The 24,259-nt window shown below is 64.3% G+C and carries 21 protein-coding genes and 1 pseudogene; 9 read left to right on the plus strand and 13 right to left on the minus strand.

The features are described 5' to 3' along the window. Positions 1-29: 29 nt before the first annotated feature. A complete protein-coding gene (locus ACS7SF_RS14675) occupies positions 30-1,103 on the plus strand; it encodes a porin (RefSeq protein WP_439890454.1) in 1,074 nt (357 codons plus the stop codon). Between the two features lie 92 nt (positions 1,104-1,195). On the opposite strand, the gene ACS7SF_RS14680 is transcribed toward ACS7SF_RS14675, so the two are convergent. The 4 genes and pseudogenes from ACS7SF_RS14680 to ACS7SF_RS14695 all read right to left on the minus strand — a co-directional run bounded on the left by ACS7SF_RS14680 (position 1,196) and on the right by ACS7SF_RS14695 (position 5,304). Then, entirely contained in the window at positions 1,196-2,320 is a 1,125-nt protein-coding gene (locus tag ACS7SF_RS14680; protein WP_439890455.1) for a porin, read from the minus strand. Positions 2,321-2,566: 246 nt separating this feature from the next. Further along, entirely contained in the window at positions 2,567-3,496 is a 930-nt protein-coding gene (locus ACS7SF_RS14685) for an MBL fold metallo-hydrolase (RefSeq protein WP_439890456.1), read from the minus strand. Between the two features lie 40 nt (positions 3,497-3,536). After that, positions 3,537-4,475: a quinoprotein relay system zinc metallohydrolase 1 gene (locus ACS7SF_RS14690; RefSeq protein WP_439890457.1), complete on the minus strand. Its 939-nt coding sequence runs from the start codon at positions 4,473-4,475 to the stop codon at positions 3,537-3,539. Beyond that, a pseudogene (locus tag ACS7SF_RS14695) lies at positions 4,472-5,304 on the minus strand (quinoprotein dehydrogenase-associated SoxYZ-like carrier). Before ACS7SF_RS14695 ends, ACS7SF_RS14690 begins: the two are co-directional and overlap by 4 nt. A 247-nt stretch (positions 5,305-5,551) precedes the next feature. Here ACS7SF_RS14695 and exaC point away from each other — a divergent pair. The 4 genes from exaC (at position 5,552) to ACS7SF_RS14715 (ending at position 12,098) form a co-directional block, all read left to right on the plus strand. After that, entirely contained in the window at positions 5,552-7,072 is a 1,521-nt protein-coding gene (exaC, locus tag ACS7SF_RS14700; protein WP_439890458.1) for an acetaldehyde dehydrogenase ExaC, read from the plus strand. Between the two features lie 124 nt (positions 7,073-7,196). After that, entirely contained in the window at positions 7,197-9,494 is a 2,298-nt protein-coding gene (locus ACS7SF_RS14705) for a TonB-dependent receptor (RefSeq protein WP_439890459.1), read from the plus strand. A gap of 207 nt (positions 9,495-9,701) precedes the next feature. Further along, positions 9,702-11,456: a PQQ-dependent methanol/ethanol family dehydrogenase gene (locus ACS7SF_RS14710; RefSeq protein ID WP_439890460.1), complete on the plus strand. Its 1,755-nt coding sequence runs from the start codon at positions 9,702-9,704 to the stop codon at positions 11,454-11,456. Positions 11,457-11,780: 324 nt separating this feature from the next. Next, entirely contained in the window at positions 11,781-12,098 is a 318-nt protein-coding gene (locus tag ACS7SF_RS14715; protein WP_366171895.1) for a c-type cytochrome, read from the plus strand. Between the two features lie 63 nt (positions 12,099-12,161). Here ACS7SF_RS14715 and pqqE read toward each other — a convergent pair whose 3' ends face one another. From pqqE to pqqA, 5 genes are all read right to left on the minus strand, one after another. Then, on the minus strand, positions 12,162-13,364 hold the full coding sequence (gene pqqE, locus ACS7SF_RS14720; RefSeq protein WP_439890461.1) for a pyrroloquinoline quinone biosynthesis protein PqqE: 1,203 nt from the start codon (positions 13,362-13,364) through the stop codon (positions 12,162-12,164). Then, positions 13,336-13,608, minus strand: a complete 273-nt coding sequence (pqqD, locus tag ACS7SF_RS14725; RefSeq protein ID WP_426397605.1) for a pyrroloquinoline quinone biosynthesis peptide chaperone PqqD — start codon at positions 13,606-13,608, stop codon at positions 13,336-13,338. The genes pqqE and pqqD overlap by 29 nt, the downstream gene beginning before the upstream one ends. Beyond that, positions 13,589-14,311, minus strand: a complete 723-nt coding sequence (gene pqqC / locus ACS7SF_RS14730; RefSeq protein WP_439890462.1) for a pyrroloquinoline-quinone synthase PqqC — start codon at positions 14,309-14,311, stop codon at positions 13,589-13,591. The genes pqqD and pqqC overlap by 20 nt, the downstream gene beginning before the upstream one ends. Continuing rightward, positions 14,308-15,225: a pyrroloquinoline quinone biosynthesis protein PqqB gene (pqqB, locus tag ACS7SF_RS14735; protein ID WP_439890463.1), complete on the minus strand. Its 918-nt coding sequence runs from the start codon at positions 15,223-15,225 to the stop codon at positions 14,308-14,310. Before pqqB ends, pqqC begins: the two co-directional genes overlap by 4 nt. Before the next feature lie 133 nt (positions 15,226-15,358). Further along, on the minus strand, positions 15,359-15,433 hold the full coding sequence (gene pqqA, locus ACS7SF_RS14740) for a pyrroloquinoline quinone precursor peptide PqqA (protein ID WP_012355514.1): 75 nt from the start codon (positions 15,431-15,433) through the stop codon (positions 15,359-15,361). A 106-nt stretch (positions 15,434-15,539) separates the two neighbouring features. Here pqqA and ACS7SF_RS14745 point away from each other — a divergent pair, with 106 nt between their 5' ends. Further along, entirely contained in the window at positions 15,540-16,529 is a 990-nt protein-coding gene (locus tag ACS7SF_RS14745) for an alpha/beta fold hydrolase (RefSeq protein WP_439890464.1), read from the plus strand. Here the strand turns inward: ACS7SF_RS14745 and ACS7SF_RS14750 are convergent. Further along, positions 16,470-18,488, minus strand: a complete 2,019-nt coding sequence (locus tag ACS7SF_RS14750; protein WP_439890465.1) for a sigma-54-dependent Fis family transcriptional regulator — start codon at positions 18,486-18,488, stop codon at positions 16,470-16,472. The two genes, ACS7SF_RS14745 and ACS7SF_RS14750, sit on opposite strands and share 60 nt — an antisense overlap. Positions 18,489-18,758: 270 nt before the next feature. Here ACS7SF_RS14750 and pedF point away from each other — a divergent pair, with 270 nt between their 5' ends. Continuing rightward, complete coding sequence (gene pedF, locus ACS7SF_RS14755; protein WP_439890466.1) at positions 18,759-19,247, plus strand: cytochrome c-550 PedF; 489 nt, start codon at positions 18,759-18,761, stop codon at positions 19,245-19,247. Between the two features lie 68 nt (positions 19,248-19,315). Continuing rightward, positions 19,316-20,203 (plus strand): substrate-binding periplasmic protein, encoded by an 888-nt coding sequence (locus ACS7SF_RS14760; RefSeq protein ID WP_439890467.1) that lies wholly within the window; start codon positions 19,316-19,318, stop codon positions 20,201-20,203. A 15-nt stretch (positions 20,204-20,218) separates the two neighbouring features. Here the strand turns inward: ACS7SF_RS14760 and ACS7SF_RS14765 are convergent, their stop codons facing one another. Beyond that, the gene (locus ACS7SF_RS14765) at positions 20,219-20,704 is read right to left on the minus strand and encodes a hypothetical protein (RefSeq protein WP_439890468.1); all 486 of its coding nucleotides are present in this window, start codon (positions 20,702-20,704) and stop codon (positions 20,219-20,221) included. A gap of 390 nt (positions 20,705-21,094) precedes the next feature. After that, positions 21,095-21,877, minus strand: coding sequence for a MipA/OmpV family protein (locus ACS7SF_RS14770; protein ID WP_439890469.1), 783 nt, complete (start codon positions 21,875-21,877; stop codon positions 21,095-21,097). Between the two features lie 212 nt (positions 21,878-22,089). On the opposite strand from ACS7SF_RS14770, the gene ACS7SF_RS14775 reads away from it, so the two are divergent. Further along, complete coding sequence (locus tag ACS7SF_RS14775) at positions 22,090-23,817, plus strand: alkaline phosphatase family protein (protein WP_439890470.1); 1,728 nt, start codon at positions 22,090-22,092, stop codon at positions 23,815-23,817. Positions 23,818-23,881: 64 nt separating this feature from the next. Here the strand turns inward: ACS7SF_RS14775 and ACS7SF_RS14780 are convergent, their stop codons facing one another. Beyond that, on the minus strand, positions 23,882-24,157 hold the full coding sequence (locus ACS7SF_RS14780) for a hypothetical protein (RefSeq protein ID WP_439890471.1): 276 nt from the start codon (positions 24,155-24,157) through the stop codon (positions 23,882-23,884). Positions 24,158-24,259: the final 102 nt, after the last annotated feature.

Consider the following 24,259-nt stretch of genomic DNA (forward strand, 5'->3'; position numbering starts at 1 on the left):
ACGACATCAAAAGAGGAGACGGAGGAATCATGAACAAAACAACACTGGCTGCACTGGCCGCACTAGTGATTGGCGCCACGAGCCTGCCGGCAGCGGCGCAAGCCACAAGCGGCGTCACGCTCTACGGGCTGATCGACACCACTATCCGCTACAGCACGCATGAAAACGCAGCGGGCAACCACAACCTGCAGATGACCGACGGCGTGCTCACCGGCAGCCGCTGGGGCTTGCGCGGCACTGAAGACCTGGGCGGCGGCACCAAGGCCATGTTCATCCTTGAATCGGGTTTCTCGCCCGATACCGGCAACAGCCAGCAGGGCGGACGCTTGTTTGGCCGCACGGCCGTGGTGGGCCTGGAGAGCGACTACGGCAAGCTCTACCTCGGCCGGCAGTACACGCTGGCGCACGAAGTGTTGTCCTCGTACGAGGCGATGGCGTTTGCCAACAACTCCATTGTCGGCTACCAGGGCGGCAACTACACCGGCCTGCGCTATGACAACACGGTCAAGTACATCAAGTCGTTCGGCGGGCTGCAGCTGGCTGGCGCGTGGACGTTTGGCGAGGCCGCGGGCAGCTTCAGCAAGAGCTCTGCGGGCGCGGGCTCGATCGTCTACAGCATGGGTCCGGCGGAAGTGGGCGCGGTGTACCAAGTGACGCGCGATGTGTCTTCGGCGTTCTTCAGTGCGGTGCCGGCAGCATTGGCCAGCAAGCAGACGGTGTGGGGCTTCGGCGGCAAGCTGGAGTCGTCGATTGCCACGTGGTACCTGGGCTACACCAACAGCCGACTCGACGTGGCCGACTACAAGAACCAGGCCGCTTACGTTGGCGCAAAGGTGCCGCTGACCGGCGCGTTGAGCTTTATCGGCACGGTGCAATACGACTGGATGAAGCACCTCGGCACCAGCGGTAAGCGCGTGACCAGCGCCGGCATGCTCGACTACGCGTTCAGCAAGCGCACCGATGTGTATGCCGAAATCGACTACACGCACCTGCAGGGCGCGTGGGTGGCGTTGAACAGTGCGGCGGCGTTCAACAACTCGGGCAACACGTATGGCAACAACTCGCGGTTGGGCGTGATGCTGGGCGTGCGCCACAAGTTCTAATTTCTAAGGTGGTTGGGTGTACGAGGACCCCTCGGCTTCACGGTCGAGGGGCTTTTGCTTTGCGTGCGTCAGAACATCAGACCATCAGTGCATCAGAACGAGTGCTTCAGCCCGACACCGGCCAGCACCGTCTTCATGCCCGGCGCCGTGCCCCCCGCCACGATGGTGGTCTTGAGGTTTTCCAGCGGATCCGCCGCGCCCACCGTACCCGCATCCACGTACACCAATTGCGCGTACAGCGTGGTCCGCTTGGAGAACGCGTAGTCGTTGCTCAGCACGATCGATTTGGTCGAGCTGTTGTGCGCGCTGCTTTCGTACTTGCTGTAGTAGCCCGCGAGTGTGGCGGTGTTGCTCGCGCTCCATTTGTAGTCGAGGCCCGCGCCGATCGACTTGACGTCGGACACACGCGCACCGCTCGGTGCATTGTTGGTGACGCCGATGAAGTTGAGCCTGCCCGTAAAGGCGTTGAACGGCACCGCAACGCCCGCGCTCCACAACCGGCTGAGCGTCTCGCCGGTGTTGTTGTCCGCCATCGACTGATACCCCAGGCCGACCACCACAGGTCCGGTGTACGTGGCCCCCAGCGAAAGCTCGTTGCCCTTCTTGAAGCTGCCTGCCGCCTCGCCCAGCGAGTACGCCACGCCCAGCCACACCGGCCCGAAGTTGTTGGAGTACTGCACCGTGTTGGCGGTGAACACGCCGATGTCGTTGCCGGCGTTGGTGCCGGCACCCAAGGCATTGGCGGGTGCGGCCAACTGGTTGTAGGCCCAGCCGAACAGGTTGGAGAACTGCTCCTTGAAGCCCCGCGCTTCGGTGCCGATGGTGCCGATGAGCGCCGGGCTGTACTGGCGGCCGAGCGTGACGGTGCCCCAGTTGCCGCTGAGCCCCACGTTCGCTTGCCGGCGGAAGAGTTCCGAGCTGAAGCCCGGGCCTGTGGTGAGCGTACCCGTGTCGCTGCTGTAGTGACCTTCGAGGTTGAAGGTGGCCTTCAGCCCGCCGCCCAGGTCTTCCGTGCCCTTGAGGCCCCAGATGCTCGGGCTGATGCCGCCGGAGCGCATCTCCGTCAGGCTGCCGGTGTTGTCGGCACTGTGGTTGCGGTATTGCAGCCCGGCATCGATCGTGCCGTAGATCGTGACTGAGGACTGCGCCAGGGCGCTGCTTGCCGCGCAGCCTAGGCTCGCCACCAGGAACGCGTCGCGAAGGTGTTTGCTCTGCATGTCGTCTCCGTATTGTCTTTGTGGTTGTCGTGTCATCGGTCCGGCGGATTGGGCACGGACCGGGCGAGGCAGCGCAATATGCATACCATCGGTTTCGCAACCGATTGCCATGCGTTCACAGGCGTTGTTGCGATTCGAATAACGTTTGCGCGCTATGGGCGGGATGCTGGCGGTGTGGTGAGACGCAACACTCGGTGCAACAGGTGTCTCGATGGCTGTTCCGCAATGGAGCAGCGCGTGCAGCGCCTACTTCAGTGGCGCGTTCTCCATCCAGCGGTCTTCCAGCTCGCGCCAGGCGTGCGCCACGTTCAGCGCATGCCGGGGGTGGAAGTTGCGCCAGTCGCGGTACGCCAGGCCCGGCGCGTAGTCGAGCGCGCGTGCGCCGTCTCCACCGGCTTCGATCGCATCGGCAATCGACGTGTTGAGGGCATCGAGATACGACAGCGTCGGCTGCAGCATCTGCGCAGGCGTGCCGATGGCCGTGGCGACCACGATGTCAGTCGGCAACTGCGCGAGGCCCCGCAGCGCTTGCCGCCAGCCAAGCAGCGAACCCTCCTGCAGATCGGGTACGCGCTGCCGATACGCGAGTCCACCCGCACACAAGACGCGCCGCTGCGGCGCATACAGCGTGGTATCGGAAGCACTATGCGCCGCAGGGTGGACGTGCACCTGCCACGCCGTCTTGCCGGTGTGCAGCCAATCGCCGTCGCGCAGGGCGGGTTCGGGAATGACGATCTGTGTGCCGCGCATCGCGCGTTCGCCAAGCATGCGGGCCAGCCGCGCGAGGCAGCTGTCGCAACGTTGCCGCATCAGGTTGGCGGTGGCAACCGACGCCAGAAACGCCGGGCGCGGCTGCAGCCGTGCAAACGCGGCGTTGGCCAACACATGCTCCGGGTGCGCGTGGGTGTTGACCACCCAGCGGATCGGCTCGGCGGTGAGGTTGCGGATGGCGGCAATCAAGCGATCGCCCCAATGGAGGTGTGGCCCTGGGTCCACCACCAGCACGCCATTGCCGGTGATGTGCACCAGCGTCGGTACGACTTCACCGGCGTTGATGCGGGTGGCTTCGGCATTGTCGGCGCGGGCCGCGTACAGGCCGTCTTGGAGCCGCACCAGCGACACGCGCATCGGTGCGGCGAGTGTGCTGAACGATGGGTTGACGGTGAGGGCAAACATCAACTGCATCCACTGTCGACGAGCACGCGCCTCGGCCATGTCAGCGGGCCAACGCCGCGCTTTCATAGCGCGGGTAGAAGCGCGTGACATTGCGCACGTACTCGGCGGGCATGCCGCCCCAGCGGGCGTACTCGGGCGCTACCGGCATCGCGAGTACCTCCGCCAGATCGCGTCCGTCTTCCGCCGCGCGCCGCAGCCGTGCATCCAGCCACAGTAAGTATTGGCGCGTCTGCGCGATGGCATCGGCGTGGCCGAGGGCAGGGCCGTGGCTCGGGATCAGCACGCGCACACCGCTCTGCGAAACGATGCTTTGGAGCGCGTCCAGGCTGGCGAGCCAGCGGGCGAGGTCCGCATGCGGCGTCGTCGGAATTCGGTCATGAAAGGCGATGCCACCCGCAAACACCACGCCGCTGGTGCGGTCCACCAGCACGAGGTCGTCGGCCGTATGACCATCGAGCCGGATGAGATCGATGCGATGGCGGCCGAAGGTGCGCTGGCCGGGCGTCAACGGTTGGGTGGGTGGCGTGGGCACGGTGTCCCGCATCCAGTCGCCGCACAGGCGGTAGAGGTTGTCGGCATACGCGGCGCCTTCCTGTTGCGTCCCGGTGATGGTGCCCGGCAGCGCCTGCGCGCCAACGTCCGCATAGGCCTGGTTGCCGAAAAAATAATCCGGATGCAGGTTCAGGTTGAACACCCAGCGCACCGGCGCCGAGGTGACCTGGCCAATGGCGCGGCGCTGCTGCGCACCGTACAGCGCGGATGGCCCCGTATTGATGACGAGCACGCCGTCGCCCGTATCAATGAACCCGGTGTTGATGATGTTGCAGCCATTGCCGGGCGCGAAATCGGCATTGGCGCCTTCGAGCACCCAGACGTCCGGTGCCACCTGGCGTGGCACGAGGTGGTAATCCAGGCTTTCGGCCAGCACGCCGACGGGCAGCATGAAGAGGCATAGCCACAGAACACGCATGTGGCTCATGGCGTCACCTGCGCGCGGATGCGGTTGCCGTTGTTGTCGAACGCCCACCACCGAGACACCCCGTTCGGCCGGGCCGTCAAAGTCGAACGAGAAGATCGGGTTCTCCGCCACGGGTTCGTGCAACGCTAGCCGAAGCAGGGGCTGACGGTTCGCATCCAGCAGTTCCAGCCGTTCGATATGGAACGACGGAATGCCGGTGACGAGGCCCGTATCCATCGGATGCATCACCCGCAACCGGATGCGCGTGCCCGCACCGTTGAAGCCGGGAAACACGCGCGATTCGACCCGGTTCAGCGTGGTGCTCCAGGTAGCGTTCTGGCGCGTGGCACCGGGCAGCGTGCAACCGCCGCCGGTCGCATCCACCATCAACGTGCCGATGTGCCAGACGCCATCTGGCGTGCGCGCCGCCACGCGCACCGCCGATGCTTCCTGCAGCTTGAAGCGGAACGACAGCGCAGGCCGCGCCCGCATCGGCTCGAACGCCAGCACCTGGCGGATCGGATTGCGATCCACTGCCACGACGATGCGCTCCACCTTGCCGAGCGCCGAGGCATCGAAGGCAATCGGCACTTGCATGGCGTCTTCGGCAAACGCTGGGCCGGTCACGTGGACACGGTTGTCGAACATGACCGGCGCGTTGCCCAGAAATTCCTGATGGATGGCCGACCACAGCGGCGAGCCTGCTGGGTCAGCGTTGGGCTCAGCCCATGTGGGCGATGGCAGCCAAGCAAGGGCCAGGGCGGCAATGGCACAGCCGCGCGCGAAGGCTGTGGCATGGGGATACGCCGGTCTCATTGTGTTCTTGTGGGTTCAGGGCAACCGGTGGCATTGCGAAAGTCATGCCACGCGGCGCGTGCTCCAGAACCTGCGCGCAAGCGGTTTGAGCGTTGCGCTTTGGAACAGTGAGTGTTGCATTCTGGAGCACCACCACGAGCGCGCAAGGCAAAACGGCGATTGCCCGGCGCTCAGCACCCCCACATCTTGGGATGGCCCACCTTTTGCAGAGTCAGCACGGACACAGCGCACACCGCACACAGCAACGCTGACGTCATCACTCATACATCAGGAGACATCCCATGCGTTACGCTCATCCCGGCACGCCCGGCGCCATCGTTTCGTTCAAGCCGCGCTACGGCAACTTCATCGGCGGCGAGTTCGTTGCGCCGGTCAAGGGCCAGTACTTCACCAACACCACGCCGGTGACGGGCGAGGCGATTGCCGAGTTCCCGCGCTCGACGGCTGAAGATATTGAGCGCGCGCTCGACGCCGCCCACGCCGCGGCCGACGCATGGGGCCGCACCTCGGCGCAGGACCGCTCGCTGATCCTGCTCAAGATTGCCGACCGCATCGAGCAGAACCTTGAGCTGCTGGCCGTGACCGAAACGTGGGACAACGGCAAGCCCGTGCGCGAAACGCTGAACGCCGATATCCCGCTGGCCGCCGATCACTTCCGCTACTTCGCCGGCTGCATCCGCGCACAAGAGGGTTCCGCTGCGGAGATCAACGAATTCACCGTGGCGTATCACATCCACGAGCCGCTGGGCGTGGTGGGTCAGATCATCCCGTGGAATTTCCCGCTGCTGATGGCCGCCTGGAAGCTGGCCCCGGCGCTGGCCGCCGGCAACTGCATCGTGCTCAAGCCGGCTGAGCAGACGCCGCTGGGCATCAACGTGCTGCTGGAGCTGATTGGCGACCTGCTGCCGGCGGGCGTGCTCAACGTCGTGCACGGCTACGGCAAGGAAGCTGGCGAGGCCCTGGCCACCAGCAAGCGCATCGCCAAGATCGCCTTCACGGGGTCAACGCCGGTGGGTTCGCACATCCTGAAATGCGCGGCCGAGAACATCATCCCGTCGACGGTGGAGCTGGGTGGCAAGTCCCCCAACATCTACTTCGAAGACATCATGCAGGCCGAGTCGAGCTTTATCGAAAAGGCGGCTGAAGGCCTGGTGCTCGGCTTCTTCAACCAGGGTGAGGTGTGCACGTGCCCCTCGCGCGCGCTGGTGCAGGAATCCATCTACAGCCGCTTCATGGATGCGGTGATGACCAAGGTGGCGGCCATCAAGCGTGGGGATCCGCTCGACACGGAAACGATGGTCGGCGCGCAAGCCTCGGAGCAGCAGTTCTACAAGATCCGCAGCTATCTGGAAATCGCGCAGGAAGAGGGCGCCGAATGCCTGGTCGGCGGCGATGTGGAAGTGCTGCCCGGCAATCTGTCGAAGGGCTACTACATCAAGCCGACGCTGCTCAAGGGCAACAACAGCATGCGCGTGTTCCAGGAAGAGATCTTCGGCCCGGTGATTGCTGTGACGACGTTCAAGGACGAAGCGCAGGCCATCCAGATTGCCAACGACACCGAATACGGTCTGGGCGCCGGCCTGTGGACGCGCGACATCAACCGCGCGTACCGCGTCGGCCGCGCCATCAAGGCGGGCCGTGTGTGGACGAACTGCTACCACCTGTACCCCGCGCACGCGGCGTTCGGCGGCTACAAGAAATCGGGCGTGGGCCGCGAGACCCACAAGATGATGCTCGACCACTACCAGCAGACCAAGAACCTGCTGGTGAGCTACGACGTCAACCCGCTGGGCTTCTTCTGATGGTGTAGTCGTCTGCAGCAAAGGCAGCAGGCGCGTGGCGATCGACAACCGCGACAACCGCGCGCCTGCCCGCTGACTTACAGGTCAAAGAACCTGGGTCAAAAAATCATTCGGAGACACGGCTATGCGCCGTCCCAACGTGCCGCAGCGCCGGACGTATCAGGCCGTGCTGCGCCTGTGTTACGCGAGTGCGCTGGCCTGCGGCCCGCTTTGCGCGCACGCGCAGACGGCACCCGCCGACGCCGACGCCGACGCTCGCCTGATGCTCGCCACCACCACGGTCATCGGCACCACGCCGCTGCTTGGCGTTGGCACACCGCTGTCGCAAGTCTCCGCCAATGTGCAGACGCTGCGGGGCAGCGATTTGCGCAGCCAGCACCGCACGGTGCTCACCGACGACTTTGAGAAGAACCTGCCCAGCGTCGACATCAACGAGGTGCAGGGCAACCCGTATCAGACGGATCTCCACTATCGCGGCTTTACCGCATCGCCGGTGCTGGGCACACCGCAGGGCTTGTCGGTGTTCGTGGATGGCGTGCGCGCCAACGAGCCCTTCGGCGACGTGGTGAACTGGGACCTGATCCCCCGCATGGCGATCGACACCATCCAGTTGATCCCGGGCTCGAACCCGACCTATGGGCTGAACACGCTGGGCGGTGCCATCACCATTGCCACCAAGAACGGCAAGCAGAACCCGGGCGGTTCCGCGGAAGTGTCCGGCGGTTCGTGGGGGCGCAAATCCGCTCAAGCGGAGCAGGGCGGCATGATCGGCGCCAACCTGGATTACTACGTCAGCGCCAGCGCCCTGAACGACAACGGCTGGGCCGACCACAATGCCAGCCGCGTGCGTCAGGCATTCGGCAAGCTGCGCTACACCAGCGCGGACACCACGCTTTCGCTGTCGATGGGCGGCGCTGACAACACGCTGCAGGGCAGCCAGACGGTTCCGCGTTCGTTCCTTAGCAACCCGGCGCAGGCGTACACCTTTCCCGACACGAACAAGAACAGCACGGCGTACATCACGCTGTCGGGCGACCACTTCATCAACGACGATCTGCAGCTGAGCGGCAACGTCTACTACCGGCATTTCCGCAACGCCAATCTCAGCAGCAACGTGAACGAGGACTTCGGCAGTGTGGATGCGAATGGCAATGTCGATACGGTGCAGTCGCACAACGCGCAGTCCGTCATCTCCACCGACAGCTATGGCGCCAGCGTGCAATTGACGCGCATGGGCACGCTGGCCGGCATGGAGAACCAGCTCGTGGTGGGTGCCGCTGCGGACTTTGCCAACTCGGGTTTTACGCAGGGCACGCAGGACGCTTTCTTTACCGATGCACGCGCGTCGGTCGGCATCGGAGGTTTTACGCAAACCACCAACGCGAAGACGCGCAACGGCAACCTCGGTGTGTATTTCAACGACACGCTGTCGCTCACCAAGCAGTGGACGCTCACGCTGGCGGGCCGCTACAACTGGGCGCGCGCCGTCATCCGCGATGCCAGCGGCGCGCAACCGCTGCTCGATGGCGATCACACGTTCTCGCGCTTCAACCCGGCCATCGGGCTGAACTGGAACCCGACACCCAAACTGACCGTGTACGCGACGTACAACGAAGGCATGCGCGCACCGACCGCCATCGAGCTGGCATGTGCGGACCCCGCCGCGCCGTGTTCGTTGCCGAACAACTTCATTGCCGATCCGCCGCTTAAGCCCGTCATCTCCAAGACCTTTGAAGTTGGCATGCGCGGTCGCGCGGGCGAGGCCACGACGTGGAGCGCTGCCGCCTACAGCACGACGCTCAACGACGACATCCAATTCGTGAGCGCCGGCGCGGCCAGCACGCTGGGTTTCTTCCAGAACGTGGGCCGTACGCGCCGGCAGGGCTTTGAGCTGGCGGCCCACACGCAAGTGGGGCCGCTGGGCATCAGCGCGAGCTACAGCTATGTCAATGCGACCTATCGCTCCGACTGGACCGAGCACAGCCCCAGCAATTCCAGCGCGGACGCCAACGGCAATATCCACATCAAAGCCGGTGACCGCATCCCCGGCATTCCCGAGAGCACCATCAAGCTCCGCGTTGACTACGCCGCCACGCCCCAATGGAAGATCGGCACCAACCTGATCTGGCGCGGCAGCATCTACGCGCGTGGCGATGAGAACAACGCCGATGCCAACGGCAAGCTCTCCGGCTACTTCCTCGCCGATCTGGATACGACGTACCAGGTGACCAAGCAACTGCAGGTGTTCGCCACGGTGTCGAATCTGTTCAACCGCCGCTACCAGAGCTTTGGTGTGCTGGGCGCAAATGCCTTTACGGGACCGAACAACACCTTCAACGGCGCCAACCCGGTTAACGCGCAATTTGTTGCGCCCGGTGCGCCGCGCAGCGTGTGGATTGGAGTGCGATATGCGTGGCAATAGGGCATTGGAGCAGCGTGACGTGCCTGCTCCATTTTTTCGCAACAGAACAGGGATGTGTTGCGGCGTGAAGCACAACACGGCGCGCAAACGCGCGCGATGCCGCGGTGCCTCTGCGTTTGCCAGATGGCATGGGACTTGCCAAGGACCCGTGCGGTGCGACTGTCGCATCAGCGGACTTTGACAACAACAGAGAGGTAGGAGACAACGATGAGGACACTACGCGTGATCACGCTGGCGGCGGCAGGCCTGACGGCAACGCTCACCGCTACCGCAGCAACGCCCCCTGTGACAGACGCCATGATCCAGAACGACGCCAAGTCTTCCGGCGACGTGCTGACCTGGGGCATGGGGACGCAAGGCCAGCGGTTTTCGGGGCTCACCAAGATCAACACGAAGAACGTCAACCGGCTCGTGCCGGCGTGGTCGTTCTCGTTTGGCGGCGAGAAGCAGCGCGGGCAGGAAGCCCAGCCGCTCATCTACAACGGCAAGATGTTCGTCACCGCGTCGTACTCGCGCATCTACGCGATCGACCTGAAGACAGGGCAGAAGCTTTGGAAGTACGAGCAGCGCCTGCCGGACGCCATCATGCCGTGCTGCGATGTGGTGAACCGCGGCGCCGCGCTGTACGACAACCTCGTCATCTTCGGCACGTTGGACGCGCAGTTGGTGGCGCTCAACCAGGACACCGGCAAGGTGGTCTGGAAAGAGAAGATCGATGACTACGCTGCGGGCTATTCGTACACCGCCGCGCCGCTGATCGTGAAGGGCATGGTGCTGACGGGCGTGTCGGGCGGCGAATTCGGTGTGGTGGGTCGCGTGGAAGCGCGCGACGCCAAGACCGGCGAGCTGATCTGGACCCGCCCGACTGTCGAAGGCCACATGGGCTACAAGTACGACAAGGACGGCAACAAGACCGAGAACGGCATCACCGGCACGCTCAACGCCAGTTGGCCCGGTGAGACCTGGAAGACCGGCGGCGCATCGACCTGGCTGGGCGGCACGTATGACCCGCAGACCGGCCTGGTGTACTTCGGTACCGGCAACCCTGGCCCGTGGAACAGCCATATCCGCAAGGGCGACAACCTGTATTCGTCATCCACGCTCGCCATCGACCCGGACACCGGCAAGATCGTCTGGCACTACCAGAACACCCCGAACGACGGCTGGGATTTCGACGGCGTGAACGAGTTCGTCACGTTCGACATGGACGGCAAGCGCGTGGGCGCCAAGGCGGACCGCAACGGCTTCTTCTACGTGAACGACGCGAAGACGGGCCAGTTGCTCAACGCGTTCCCGTTCGTGAAGGTCAACTGGGCGACCAGCATCGACCTGAAGACGGGTCGCCCGAACTACTCGCCGGACCACCGTCCTGGCGATCCGGCTGCCGCCACCGGTGACGATAAAAAGGGCCAGTCGGTGTTTGCGGCGCCGGGCTTCCTTGGTGGCAAGAACCAGATGCCGATGGCGTACAGCCCGCAGACCGGCCTGTTCTATGTGCCCTCCAACGAGTGGGGCATGGACATCTGGAACGAGCCGATCAGCTACAAGAAGGGCGCGGCTTACCTGGGCGCCGGCTTCACCATCAAGCCGCTCAATGAGGACTACATCGGCTCACTGCGCGCGATCAACCCCAAGACCGGCAAGCTGGAATGGGAGATCAAGAACAGCGCGCCGCTGTGGGGTGGTGTGATGACAACCGCCGGCGGCCTGGTGTTCTGGGGCACGCCCGAGGGCTACCTGAAGGCGGCGGACGCCAAGACCGGCAAGGAGCTGTGGAAATTCCAGACCGGCAGCGGCATCGTCGCGCCGCCCGTCACGTGGGAAGACAACGGCGAGCAGTTCGTGGCCGTCGTCTCCGGTTGGGGCGGCGCTGTGCCACTGTGGGGCGGTGAAGTGGCCAAGCGCGTGAACTTCCTGGAGCAGGGTGGTTCGGTCTGGGTGTTCAAGTTGCACAAGAACTAGTCCGCTGAATCATTGAAATGGAAGGTGAAGGACAGGCCATGCGGGATGCAGCGCTAGGGCGAAGCAGGGGTTTCGGATTGCACCGCAATCCGCCTGCGTAGCGGCATGTGCTTGCAAGCACATGCGCGCCCTGCAAGGGCAAAGCGCAGCAATAGCTGGCTATTGCGAGCATTTGCAACGACGCGATGCGCCCGCATGGCGTGGCAAGCACCAAACCAATTTCAGTGATTCAGTGGACTCGGTTGCACCGTGCCGGGTAGTGCCCCCAACGGCGCAACGCCCGGCACGGCCGATGACAGCATCACGAAGTGTTGGAAGGACATCATGCGTAAAGGAATGGTTTCGCTGTTGACGTTGGCGTCAACGGCCATCAGCGCGGCGGCATATGCTGCCCCAGACATGCAAGCCCTGGCGGACAAGAGCGGCTGCTTTTCGTGCCACAGCGTGCAGAACAAGATCGTCGGCCCAGCGTTTGCCGACGTGGCGGCCAAGTACAAGGGCGACGCAGAAGCGCCGGCGCGGCTCGTACAAAAGGTGCGCGAGGGCGGTAAGGGGGTATGGGGCCGCATTCCCATGCCACCGCATCCAAACCTCAAGGAAGAAGAGGCACAGCAACTCGTGGCATGGGTGTTGAGCCGCTGATTCAATGTCTAGCGCGGAAGCGCGCAAAAGAACAGGGCCGGCAATGTCCGGCCCTTTCTTTCGCTATGACGAAGTCAATCGTCGAGAGTTGGCGTCCGTGCGGAACACGATCGATAGTTCGTCGGCGCGGTGATCGCGCAGTTGGCCGAAGCGGTCCATGGCGGCCAGCCGACCTTGTAGGACGACGGTCTGCAGCCTGCCGTGATCCGGCGATTTGCCGCAGACGGGGTCGGCGCGTTCGGCATTGCCCGTGAGCAGATACGACTGGCAGCGACAGCCGCCGTAGTCGGCTTCGCGCGAGTCGCAGGACTGGCACGGGTCGGGCATCCACTGCGTGCCACGATAGCGCTGAAACGCCGTGCTCGATTGCCAGATGGCTTTCAGCGGCATCTCCAGCACGTTGGGCAAGTCCAACCCCGGCAGCATGCGCGCGGAATGGCAGGGCAGCGCCACGCCATCGGGCGCGACACCCAGAAAGGTCGTGCCCCAGCCGTTCATGCATTTCTTCGGGCGCTGCTCGAAGTAGTCCGGCACCACATAGAGCAACTGGCAGCGCTTGCCGATGCGCGCGCGGTAGTCATTCACCACAGCTTCGGCTTCGCGCAGTTGCTCGATGGTGGGCATCAGCGCCAGGCGGTTTTCCCAAGCCCAACCGTAGTACTGCGTGTTGGCCAGCTCCAGATACTCCGCGCCGATCTCCAACGCCATGTCGATGATGGCGCCCACGTGCGGCAGGTTGTGCCGGTGCATCACGCAGTTCATCACCATCGGATACTCGTGCGCCTTGATGAGGTCCGCCACGCAGCGCTTCAGCTCAAAGGTGCGCGTGCTCGACAGAAAATCGTTGAGCTCGCGCGTGGAATCCTGGAACGACAGTTGAATGTGATCGAGCCCCGCCGCACGCAATGCGCCAAGCCGCGCGTCGGTCAGGCCGACACCAGACGTCACCAGGTTCACGTAGAACCCAAGTTTGTGCGCATGTGCGACCAGCGCTTCCAGGTCTTTGCGCAGCAGCGGTTCTCCGCCGGACAAGCCAAGCTGCACCGCGCCCAGCGCCCGCGCCTGCGTGAAGACATCGCACCATTGCTCGGTGGTCAGTTCGCGATCGTGCCGGGTGTAGTCCACCGGGTTGGAGCAGAACGGGCAATGCAGCGGGCAGCGGTACGTCAGCTCCGCCAGCAGCCACAGCGGTGGGCCCGGAACAGGCGGCTCCGCCGGTGCGAGCAAGGACTCGGCGTTAAATGAGCCAGCCGCGTTCGAGTGCATGTTTGACAAAGGCGTGGACCTCCGGCGCGATGCCCTGCACGCCAAAAGCGGATTGCAGATCGTCGATCAGCATGTCGAGGGTATGGGCGCCGTCGCAGCGCTGCAGGATCGCGGCAGCACTGTCGTTGAGCGTGACCATGCCCTCGGGGTACAGCAGCACCCAGCTCTGCTGCGCGTCTTCCCACTGCAGGCGGAAGGTCCGGTGCAGGGTGGGGTGGCTTGGATCAGGCAGGGACGGGGTCATGGGCGTGGGCCTGTTGAATGGCATCAAGGATCGACCAGAGGATGTCCAGCTTGAACTGCAGGATGTCCAGCGCGCGCTGTTGCTGCTCCGGAGTGCGGAAATAGTCGAGCGTTACGCGCAGGCCATGTTCGACATCGCGCGAGGCCAGCGGAATGCGCGAGCGGAAATACGCCAGCCCTTCCGGCTGCACCCACGGATACTGCTCGGGCCATCCGGCCAGCCGCTCCTTGTGGATGTCCGGCGCGAACATCTCCGTCAGCGACGAGCACACCGCCTCCTGCCACGGCGCCCGCCGCGCAAAGTTGACATACGCATCCACGGCAAAACGTACGCCCGGCAACAGATGCTGGTGCGACCACAGTTCGCTGCGCTTCAGGCCCACCGCTTCGCCCAGGCGTACCCAGCTCTCGATGCCGCCGGGGCGGCCGTCGTTGCCATGACCATCGCCGTCGTGGTCATGGATGCGGACGATCCACTCGCGGCGGGTGTCACGGTCGGGGCAGTTGGAAAGGATGGCCGCATCCTTGAGCGGGATATTGACCTGGTAGTAGAAGCGGTTGGCGACCCAGGTGCGGATCTCTTCCGGCGTGCATTCGCCCGCGCGCATGCGCAGGTTGAACGGATGGTGGATGTGATAGCCCGCCTGCTTGGCGCGCAGTCGGGCTTCAAACTCTTGGGCGGTCCAGGCAACAGAGTGTGTCATAGCGAGATTTCCATGCCGTCGTAAGCCACCTCGATGCCATGTGCTTCCAGCTCGCGACGTTGCGGCGAGTCTTCATCGAGGATCGGGTTGGTGTTGTTGATGTGGATGAGGACCTTGCGCGCGGCGGGTAGCCGGTCGAGCGTTTCAATCATGCCGCCGGGGCCGGACTGCGCCAGGTGGCCCATGTCGGCGGCGGTCTTGGTGGAAAAGCCGAGCGCCAGCATCTCGTCGTCGGTCCAGCAGGTGCCGTCTACGAGTACGACATCGGCGGTGCTCAGCTCTTCGAATACGTGCGATTCAATGCGCGCGAGGCCCGGTGCGTAGAAGGCGCGTCGCCCGCTCTTGCGATCGACGATGCGCAGACCGATGTTGTCGCCGTTGCGGTGTGCGTTGCGGCTCGGCGAGTAGGGCGGTGCCTTGCTTTCCAGCGGCACCGCGGTGAGTTCCACGGCATCGAGCGGCGCCACGGAAAATGCGGAGCCATCCAACGCCAACACCCGCGTATCGAGCCCGCAGTAGTGCGACAGCATGCGCGTGAGGGGAAACGCCGTGGACAAATCACTGAGCACCGCTGCCGATGCATAGACGGGTAGCGGTTGCCGGTGCTCACGCAGCATCAGCAGGCCGGTGACGTGGTCGATCTGGGCGTCGATCAGGATCACGCCGACGATGCCAGTGTCGCGCGGCGCGCGCGCCGGTTGCAGTGCCGGCGACGCGCGCAACTGCGCCAGGATGTCGGGCGATGCGTTGACGATGATCCAGTTCTGGTGGTCATCGCCCAGCGCGATGGAAGACTGCGTGCGCGGCGTGGCGCGTAGCGTGCCGCGTCGTACGCCGTCGCAGTTGCGGCAGTTGCAGTTCCACTGCGGGAAGCCGCCGCCAGCGGCCGAACCAAGAACCCTGAGTATCGTCATGATGCGAGCCCAACGTGTTGGCCGGATTGAGCAAGAAGCCGGCCAGCTTGTGAGCCAAATGGAGAGCCGAAAAAAGAAGCCCGCCGTGAACTGCAGGCGGGCCCAGGAGAACGGTGCGTTCCGTTGCGAGATGTCAGCGGTTAGCGATGTACATCGTGATCTCGAAGCCCAGGCGCAGTTCGGTGTAGGCGGGCGTGGTCCAGGTCATGTCTCCTCCTTGAGGCGTTGGCATAGTTAGTGAGTGTGGTGCGTCATTGCGCGGCTGGCACCGGCGTGTTGCCGAGCGTAGCCGTACGCTAAGAAAGGCAACATCCATGCCCACTTCCGCCTGGCCAGACACGTCGACTTGCATGCGTCTTCGCACGCCGGATGGCCATCGCTTGCATGTGCGACTGTGCGGGCCGGACAGCGGCGAACCGTGGGTGGTGCTGCACGGTGGCCCCGGCAGCGGGTGCAGTCCGTCAATGGCTGATTGGTTCGATCCGCAACTGCACCGTGTCGTGCTGCCGGACCAGCGCGGCGCCGGCCAATCGCGTCCGGCTGGGTCTCGGCGTCGCAATTCGGTGGGGGCGCTGCTGGCGGATCTAGAGCAGTTGCGCACCACGCTCGGCATTGCGCGCTGGGGCGTGGTCGGCGGGTCGTGGGGCGCAGCGTTGGCGCTGGCGTATGCCGATCGCTTTCCCGATGCGGTGGTGGCGCTGGTGCTGCGCGGCACCTTCCTGACCGGCTTCGATGACGTGCAGGCCCTCTTCAACGCGCGTGGCGCCGGGCGGGGTCTGCTGCGTGGCGTCGATCGGTGTGGCGAGGGTCTCCCCGGGGCGCGCGGGCGCCTGCTCGCTGCAACAGACATGTTGCAGGCTGGTACACCTGTTCAGAAATTGAACATCGCCACGCAGTGGCAGCGGGCGGAGCGTCGATTGCTTGGTCTGCCACTGGCAGGCAAGCGCCAGACGTGGCCGCAGCAGAGGGCGTTGCTGCACAAGTACGCGCTTCAGGCGCATTACCTCGTCGGTAGGGCGGGACTGGGGAAAGCAGCGTTGCTCAGGGCGGCAGCACGTATCGACGCAAGCGGGTTGCCGGTAACGCTGCTGCATGGGCGACAAGACAACGTTTGCCGACCCGATAATGCGCTGCGCTTGCAGGCGGTGATGCCGCAAGCGCGGCTGGTGTGGGTGCCCGGCGGGCACCTGGCGACCGGCGCAATGGCGCAGGCGCTGCGCGATGCGATTCGCGCAGCGGCGTGGTCAATCGGCGCGGGGCAGGCCGCCGGCTTCGTCGATCTTGCGGTAGACGGTATTGCGTGAAATCCCCAGCGCCTTGGCGGCCGCCGAGATGTTGCCGTTGTGCGCCTTCACCGCCGCCAGGATGGTCATGGCTTCCACGTCGGCAAGCCGCTTGGGGGCCGCGTCGACTGCTGCCTGCGCGATTGGTGCGGGTGCAGTGCTCACGCTCTCCGTGGCTGACGGGGTGCTGTGGCGCGCGTGCCAGTCTTCGAGAAAGTCATCGGGGAGGTGGTCCACCGTGATTTCCGGTGCGTCTTCGGCCATCAGCCGGGCCGTGCGCAGCAGGTTGCCGAGCTGGCGGATGTTGCCGGGCCAGTGGTAGCTGCGGAACATCTGCGCCACCGGTTCGCTGATGGGCGGCGCGTCGGCGTGTTCCTGGCGCAGCAGCCGGTTGGCCACGGCGTCCAGATCGCTGCGCTCGCGCAACGCCGGCAGGCGCACGACAAGGCCGTTCAGGCGGTAGTACAGGTCTTCGCGAAACTGGCCGCTGGCCACCATCTCGCGCATGTTGCGGTGGGTCGCGCACACCACGGCCACATCCACCTGGATCAGCTTGTTGCTGCCCAGCGGCGACACCGCGCGCTCCTGCAGCGCGCGCAGCAGGCGGGCCTGCAGGTGCAGCGGCATGTCGCCAATCTCATCCAGGAACAGCGTGCCGCCGTTGGCCAGCACCATCTTGCCGATACCGCCTTTCTTGCGGGCGCCGGTAAAGGCGCCTTCCTCATAGCCAAACAGCTCCGATTCGATCAGCGCTTCCGGAATCGACGCGCAATTCACGGCGACGAACGGGCCGGCGTGGCGGGGGCTGTCCGCATGAATGGCGCGGGCGAGCAGTTCCTTGCCGGTGCCGGTTTCGCCCAACACCATCACGGTGATGTCCTTGCCGATGACCTTGCGCACCTTGCCGATGACGGTCTTGATCTGCGCATCGCCCGTGTCCAGCGCGTCCAGGCTGGCGGCTTGCCGGGGTGGGGCGATATAGGCGCGGCTGGCCGGCGCCGCGTAGGATTCGCCAGCCGGCTCATTGCCGATGGCGCTGCGTGCGATCGCGCCCTGCCGCTTCCATTCCACGCGGGCGAAGACTTTCACGCCGCTGGGCAACTGCAACTGCACGATGCCCGCGGGGGCGCCGCGCTCCGTGTCGATCAGCTGCGACATCGATAGGTTGAACAGCGACGGAAAAGTGTGCGCCTGCAACGCCCGGCTCGACAGCCCGAGCTGGAACTCCCCGCTGCGGTTGGCCGACAGAAAGCGCCCGGCCGGTGTGAACGCTGCAATGCCCTCCACCAGCGTGCCGATGAACTCGGGCCGCGAGTGAAAGTGAATGCAGACCACGTCCTGGAACGTGTTGGCGAACAACTGGTTCTCGATCATCTGCGCCGACATGCGGACCAGCGCCATGGTGTGCTTGTGAAAGCCACGATGATCCCCCGTCACATCCAGCGCGCCGACGGTCTTGCCATACGGGTCGAAGATGGGCGCGCACGAGCAGGTGAGAAACCGGTTGGCTTCCAAGTAGTGTTCAGCGGCGTGAACGAGCGTGGGCCGGGCCTCGGCCAGCGCCGTGCCGATGGCGTTGGTGCCCCGGCTCTCTTCTGACCACGACGCGCCCGGCTGCAGGGCCACCTTGCTGGCCTTGGCCAGAAAATCGTCATCGCCCAGCGAATGTAGGATCAGGCCGGCGGTATCCGTCAGGATCACCATGCTCTGCGTGTTGACGATCTGGCTGTAGAGCGTCTCCATCACGGGCAGCGCGTGCGCAAACAGCGACTGGCTACGCTCGATCTGCGTTTTCAGCTCGCTTTGCTGCACAGGGCAGAAATCGGGCGATTCGTAGGGGCGCAGGCCGTACGATTTCGAGCGCTCGTGCGATTGGGCAATCAGCTCTGGCTGATCGCTGTCCGAGGCGTCACCGGACGCAGAGGACGAGGCGCGGGCACTCTCGGAAGCGCCCACGGCGGCTGCCGCGTGGGAAATCATGGTTGTCTCCTTGAAGTCGCCCGCGATCTATGTGCGGGTCGTCCGGCTCGCTGTTGTTGAGTTGCGCGCCGGAAGTGTTGCGCCATGAAGCAAAACGCTTGCCAGGGTGTTGCATTCCTGAGCACCATCCCGACGCTTTTCCAGGTCTTGGCGTACCACCATGTCAACAGAGCCAGGGGATGGCGTTTTGATTTGGCGCAGGTTCCGCGCTTGGTATGGCTCTTGCAGAAATGCCCTCAAAAGACATTTCAACGACACAGGAGACCACCCATGAAACTGCCCCGTCAACTCGTTGCGCTGCTTTCCGCCTGTACGCTCATGGCCGGCGGACTTCCCGCAACCGCAACCGCCCACGGCGATGTCACACCACAGGCCGTGGACACGCACACCTTACCGCAACTCGGAGAGGAGTGGCGTCAGGACAATCCATACCGCGCGCCCGGCAAGGACCATGACGAGGCGCTGCGCATCGGCACGTCGGCATTCAACCAGAACTGCGCGCGCTGCCACGGGCTGGAGGCGATTTCCGGCGGGATTGCCCCCGACCTGCGCAAGCTCGACACCGATTGCATGACGATGCCTGCCGGCAAGAAACAGGACGCCTGCTTTGCCGAGGTCTCGCAGTACGTGACCACCACCGTCCGCAAGGGCCGCACGCGTGATGGCCGTGTCTACATGCCGCCGTTTGAAGGTGTGCTGAGCCAGGAAGCCATTTGGTCGATCAAGACGTATCTGGAATCCCGCCGCGTGCAGGAGTAACGCGCGGGTTGCCGTTCAGTCCATCACGTCTATCAGGCCTATCGCGCCTATCCATCAGGAGCGTTTTCATGACCGCCCACCCTTGGCCAGACACGGTCCGCATTGGCCGCCGCCTTGCCGCCTTTCTGCTCGCTGCGGCAGTGGCGCTGTTTGGCGCCGCACCCATGCCCGCGCATGCCGACATGGCAAAGATCCGCCAGACCGGCAGCCTGAAGATTGCGCTGTACAAGGGGTTGCCACCGTTTTCCGACAACGTGGGCGGTCAATTCGCCGGCATCGACGTGGCGCTGGCCAATGCGCTGAGCAAGCAGATGGGCCTGTCGCCAGCGTTGCTACCGTTCGATGCGGATGACGACAGCGTATCGGATGACCTGCGCAACATGGTCTGGCGCGGGCACTACCTCGGCTATGGCCCCGCCGACGTGATGCTGCATGTGCCGGTCGACCCGGCTTTCATCCGGCAGAACCACGAGGTGCTGATCTTCGCGCCCTACCACCGCGAAACCTTCGTGCTGGTCTATGACCAGGAACGCATTCACCAGGTCAATCGCTTTGAAGACCTCGCAGGCCTGGTGACCGGTGCCGAGGGCGGTACGGCTGGCGCCAACGCCTTGCTCTCCAGCGCGCAAGGGGTGCTGCGCGACAAGGTGAAGATCTACCCGCACGCCGACGATGCCCTGCGCGCGCTGTTTGCCGGCGATGTCGTGGCGGTGATGGTGATGCGTTCGGAATACGAAAACGCGCTGAAGGCGAAGGGCGTGCCTGCGACGCGCTTTGTGGCGACGGAGCTTCAATCGCCGCTGCTGCCCGTGCACGGATGGGCCATCGGCATGGCGGTCAAGGCAGACCAGGCGGAGCTGGCACAGGCGCTGGACAACGCGCTCAACGCGCTGCGCGCCAGCGGCGAACTGCAGCGCATCTTCGCGCGGTATGGGGTGTCGATGGTGGCGCCTTAGGTTGGCGCCGGTGGGCTAGAGCTTTTCCGGCGACACGTGCTTCGCTTGCGGCAGCGGATTGACGTTGCCCTCAAAGTGCGAGCCCGCGGGCATCTCGGAAAGATGGAGCTTGGGCTCACGATGCCCGTCCGCCTGCGCATCGTGCTGTTCCATGAACGACATCGCCGTGCGCCGCCGCAGCAACTGCGCATCGCGCGATGGCGTTTGCAGATGGGATTGGGATTCCCGCCACAACTCGGCGGTGAACTTGAGCCCCGTGCGCAGCGCGTGCGCGCTTTCCTGCTTGCCCCTGCGCTGATCGGAGACGCGTTCAACGCCCTTGCGGATGACGTCTTCCAGGAAGGTGATGCGCGCGCGGTAGTAGTCCGCATGCATCTGCGCGTCGAGCACGCGCTGTTCGGCCTGATACAGCTCCATGCGCAACTCCCCCAGTGCGCGCTCGGCCTGCTTTTCGGGAGAGGGGGCTTGGTTCAATGCCCAGTTTGCAATCCACCGCAACATGGTAAGGCCCTCCTGTTTTGCCCTGCGCGTGCGCTGCGGGTTTGCCGCAAACAGCACGCGTTGAGCGCGCTTCGATCAGAACCAATCTTTGCTTGCCGAACAGACTAGCAAAAAAACTAGACCGCTTGCGCACGTGTGCCGCAGTCTCTGTTGCGAAAAAGGGGCATGGTCCGTTTGGGTGAGATGCACTCCCCCCGAAGTTCTGGTTTGATGGGTGATTGTCCGGTGCGCAAATGCCTGCCAAGGCAAATCGGCCTCACAGGCCGCAACCGATTGCGCGTCGCGCCTAGGCGCCAAGCTGGTGCACGAACGCTTTCAGGCTCGTTACGTTGCAGCCGAAAGTCGGGTCTGGCGCGGCGTTGAGGGTGCCTTTGCTAATCGTGGCTCGGCTTAGCGGAAGCGGTACGTGAGCGACGCCATGGCGGTAGTCTGCTGACGACGCTGCGTGATCGGGCTGTCAGCCGCATCGCCCCGCAGGCGTGCGACGGTGACGGAACCGTTGGCCGTCCAGCGGTCATCCAGCTTGCACGTGACGATGGCGTTGACGTGGACGTCACGCACACCGGCATGTGTCGCAAACACCGGCAGGCCCGAACGCGCGCTTTGCCCATCATCCACGCCAAAGAACGTGCGCATGTACTGGCCATTCGTCCACGACACACCGGTGCCCAGGCTGAACAGCCAGCGGCCGAGCGGTGCACTGGCATAGGCATCAGCATTGACGATCAAGCCCTGGCGGTTGCCGAGGATGTCCTGTTCCGCATCGGTGGACAGCGTGAGGAACGACACCGTGTATTGCGCGAACGCCTTGGCGCGCACCGTGGCGTTGACGTTGCCCAGACCATTGAGTCGCGCATCGTCGTGCGCGTAGCGCCAGGTCGGGTCGAATTGAAAGTTGCCGCCTACCTGCCAGGTGTCGTCATTGGCGAGGTACACACCCGCGAAGTCCATGCCCTTGGAGAAGAAGCGGTGCTTGTACTCGACCTCCTGATCGATCCACGGAAACACGAAGCTCGATTTTGCGCCTGGGTATTTCGGTGCCACGTAGATGGACGGGCCAACGGCGATGCTCCAGTCGCTGGTCTCGCTCCCCTCGTTGGCGGCGGCACAGGTGGCCACGATGGGTAGCAGGCAGGCAAGCACGAGGCGGGGCAGGGCGTGCGAAACGGACATGGACGTGTGTGGGTGAGAACTGGGAAATGCGGCGGGCACGTCATTCTATGGGAACTGCCGGGTGGAGCGCGCGCGGCAGACGTTGGCTCCGGTGGGCGGCCGTTGCGTCGTTACATTTGTCATTGGGGTGACACGCGCAGGTCTCCGCGCAGACATACGCGGGCGCTAGCGTGGCCGGGCCGCCTGATGGCGGTATTCCAGAGGAGAAACCCGTGTCCCCCCAAAAACACCTCGCGCTTGCTGTGCTTTCGACGCTCGCTTGCGGCCTGTCCGCACATGCGTATGCCGATGACGATGAGGCGCGCCATGCGCACGCCAAGCATGTGCTGCTGATCTCGGTGGATGGTTTGCATCAGTCGGATCTCGACTGGTACGTCGGCAACCATCCGGGCTCCACGCTGGCGCGCCTAGTGCGCCAGGGGGTGAGCTACCGCAATGCGCGCACGCCGTTTCCGTCGGATTCCTTTCCCGGCATGGTTGGCCAAGTGACCGGCGGCAACCCGAAGACCACCGGCATCTACTACGACGACGCATACAGCCGCACCCTGCTGCCGGCCGGCACCACGGCTGCAACTTGCCACACCACCAAGCCGGGTGCAGAGGTCTTCTACGCCGAGGTCATCGCCCGTGACATGAACCGCCTCGACAGCGGTCAGGGCATTCCAGGCCTCTATGCGGATTTTTCGAAGATCTTCCAGCTGACCGGCCACGCGCAGGACCTGATCGATCCGAGCTTCCTGCCGGTGTCGCCGGTGACGTGCGCGCCGGTGTATCCGCACCAGTATCTGAAGGTGAACACGGTGTTCGAGGTCGCACGCAAGCATGGGCTGCACACCGCGTGGTCGGACAAGCACGCTGCGTACGAAATCCTCAGCGGCCCAAGCGGGCAGGGCATCGACGACTTGTTCGCACCCGAGATCAACAGCTCGGTAACCGACCCGTCGGTGCCGGCCGGCCCCGGCCCCGACTGGACCAAGGACAACACCAACACCCAGCGCTACGACAGCTTCAAGGTGCAAGCGGTGCTCAACTGGCTTGCCGGCCACGACCACGCCGGCAACGGCACGCCGGGTGTGCCCGCCATCCTCGGCATGAACTTCCAGGCCGTGTCGACGGCGCAGAAGCTGAACAAGTCGGCGTATTACCCGGATCCATCCAACACCGCCAACAAGGTCACGGGCGGCCTGGGCGGCTACACCAACAACGGCACGGTACCGGGCCCGGTGCTGCAGAGCGCGCTCACCTTCGTCGACAACAAGCTGGGTGACCTGGTCAAGGCTGCTGACCCGTCCAACACGGTGGTGATCGTGTCGGCTAAGCACGGCCAGTCCCCCAACAGCCGTGGCGACCTCACCATCATCAACGACGGCGACATGATCGACGCCCTCAACTGCGCGTGGGAAAAATACGCCGCCACCTGCAAGGACGCGACCAAGCCGCACCTCGTCGCGCATGCCATGGACGACGACGGCATCCTGCTGTGGCTGAACGACCGCTCACTGGCGGCGCTGAAGTTCACGAAGCAGTTCCTGCTCGGCTATTCGGGCATGGGTATTGGCTCGGACGCGGCGGGCAATGCTGTCGCCAAACCGTTCACGCAGGCTGGTGCTGCGCGAGTTGTGGTGGGCGAGGAAGTGGCCGACTTCTTTGGCGTGAAGCCCAACGATGACCGCGACCCGGATGTCGTCGGCATTGCGCAGCAGGGCACGGTATGGGCCGGCAGCAAGCTATCGAAGATCGCCGAGCACGGCGGTTTCCGCCAGGAAAATCGCCACGTGCCGATCGTCGTCTGGGGTGCAGGGATCGACGCCGATGTGGTGGACGAACGCGTTGACACCAACCAGATCGCGCCGACCATTCTGAGCGTGCTGGGTCTGAAACCGCACGAGTTGCAGGCGGTGCAGATTGAAGGGACGAAGCGCTTGCCGCATCTGCATTGATGGGGCTTTAGGCGGCATAAAAAAACGCCGGGAAACTCCCGGCGTTCTTCATGGCGCGACTGCCTTATTGCTTGGCAGGCTCAGCGGCCTTGGCAGCCGGAGCAGCGTCGGTCTTGGCTTCCGACTTGGCAGCGGCCTTGTGGGCCTTCTTGTGCGCGTGCTTCTTCTCGTGCTTGGCTTCAGCCTTCGGGGCCGAAGCGGCATCGGTGGTCGCCGTCGTCGCAGCAGCAGCGGCCGGAGCCGGTGCAGCAGCCGGTGCGGAGGCGGTGCCAGCGGCGAACACGGGGGCTGCGAAAGCACCAGCAACGATCAGAGCGGCCAGGGATTGAGCGACTTTCATGTGAGACTCCTTCAGATTCATCAAGCGGGATGTTGGGACTCCAGATACATGGATCTCGTCCCATGTTGCGATCCATGCCTCCTAAAACGCCCCACATCGCGA

The sequence above is a fragment of the Ralstonia sp. 25C genome (assembly GCF_051904805.1).
Classification (GTDB): domain Bacteria; phylum Pseudomonadota; class Gammaproteobacteria; order Burkholderiales; family Burkholderiaceae; genus Ralstonia.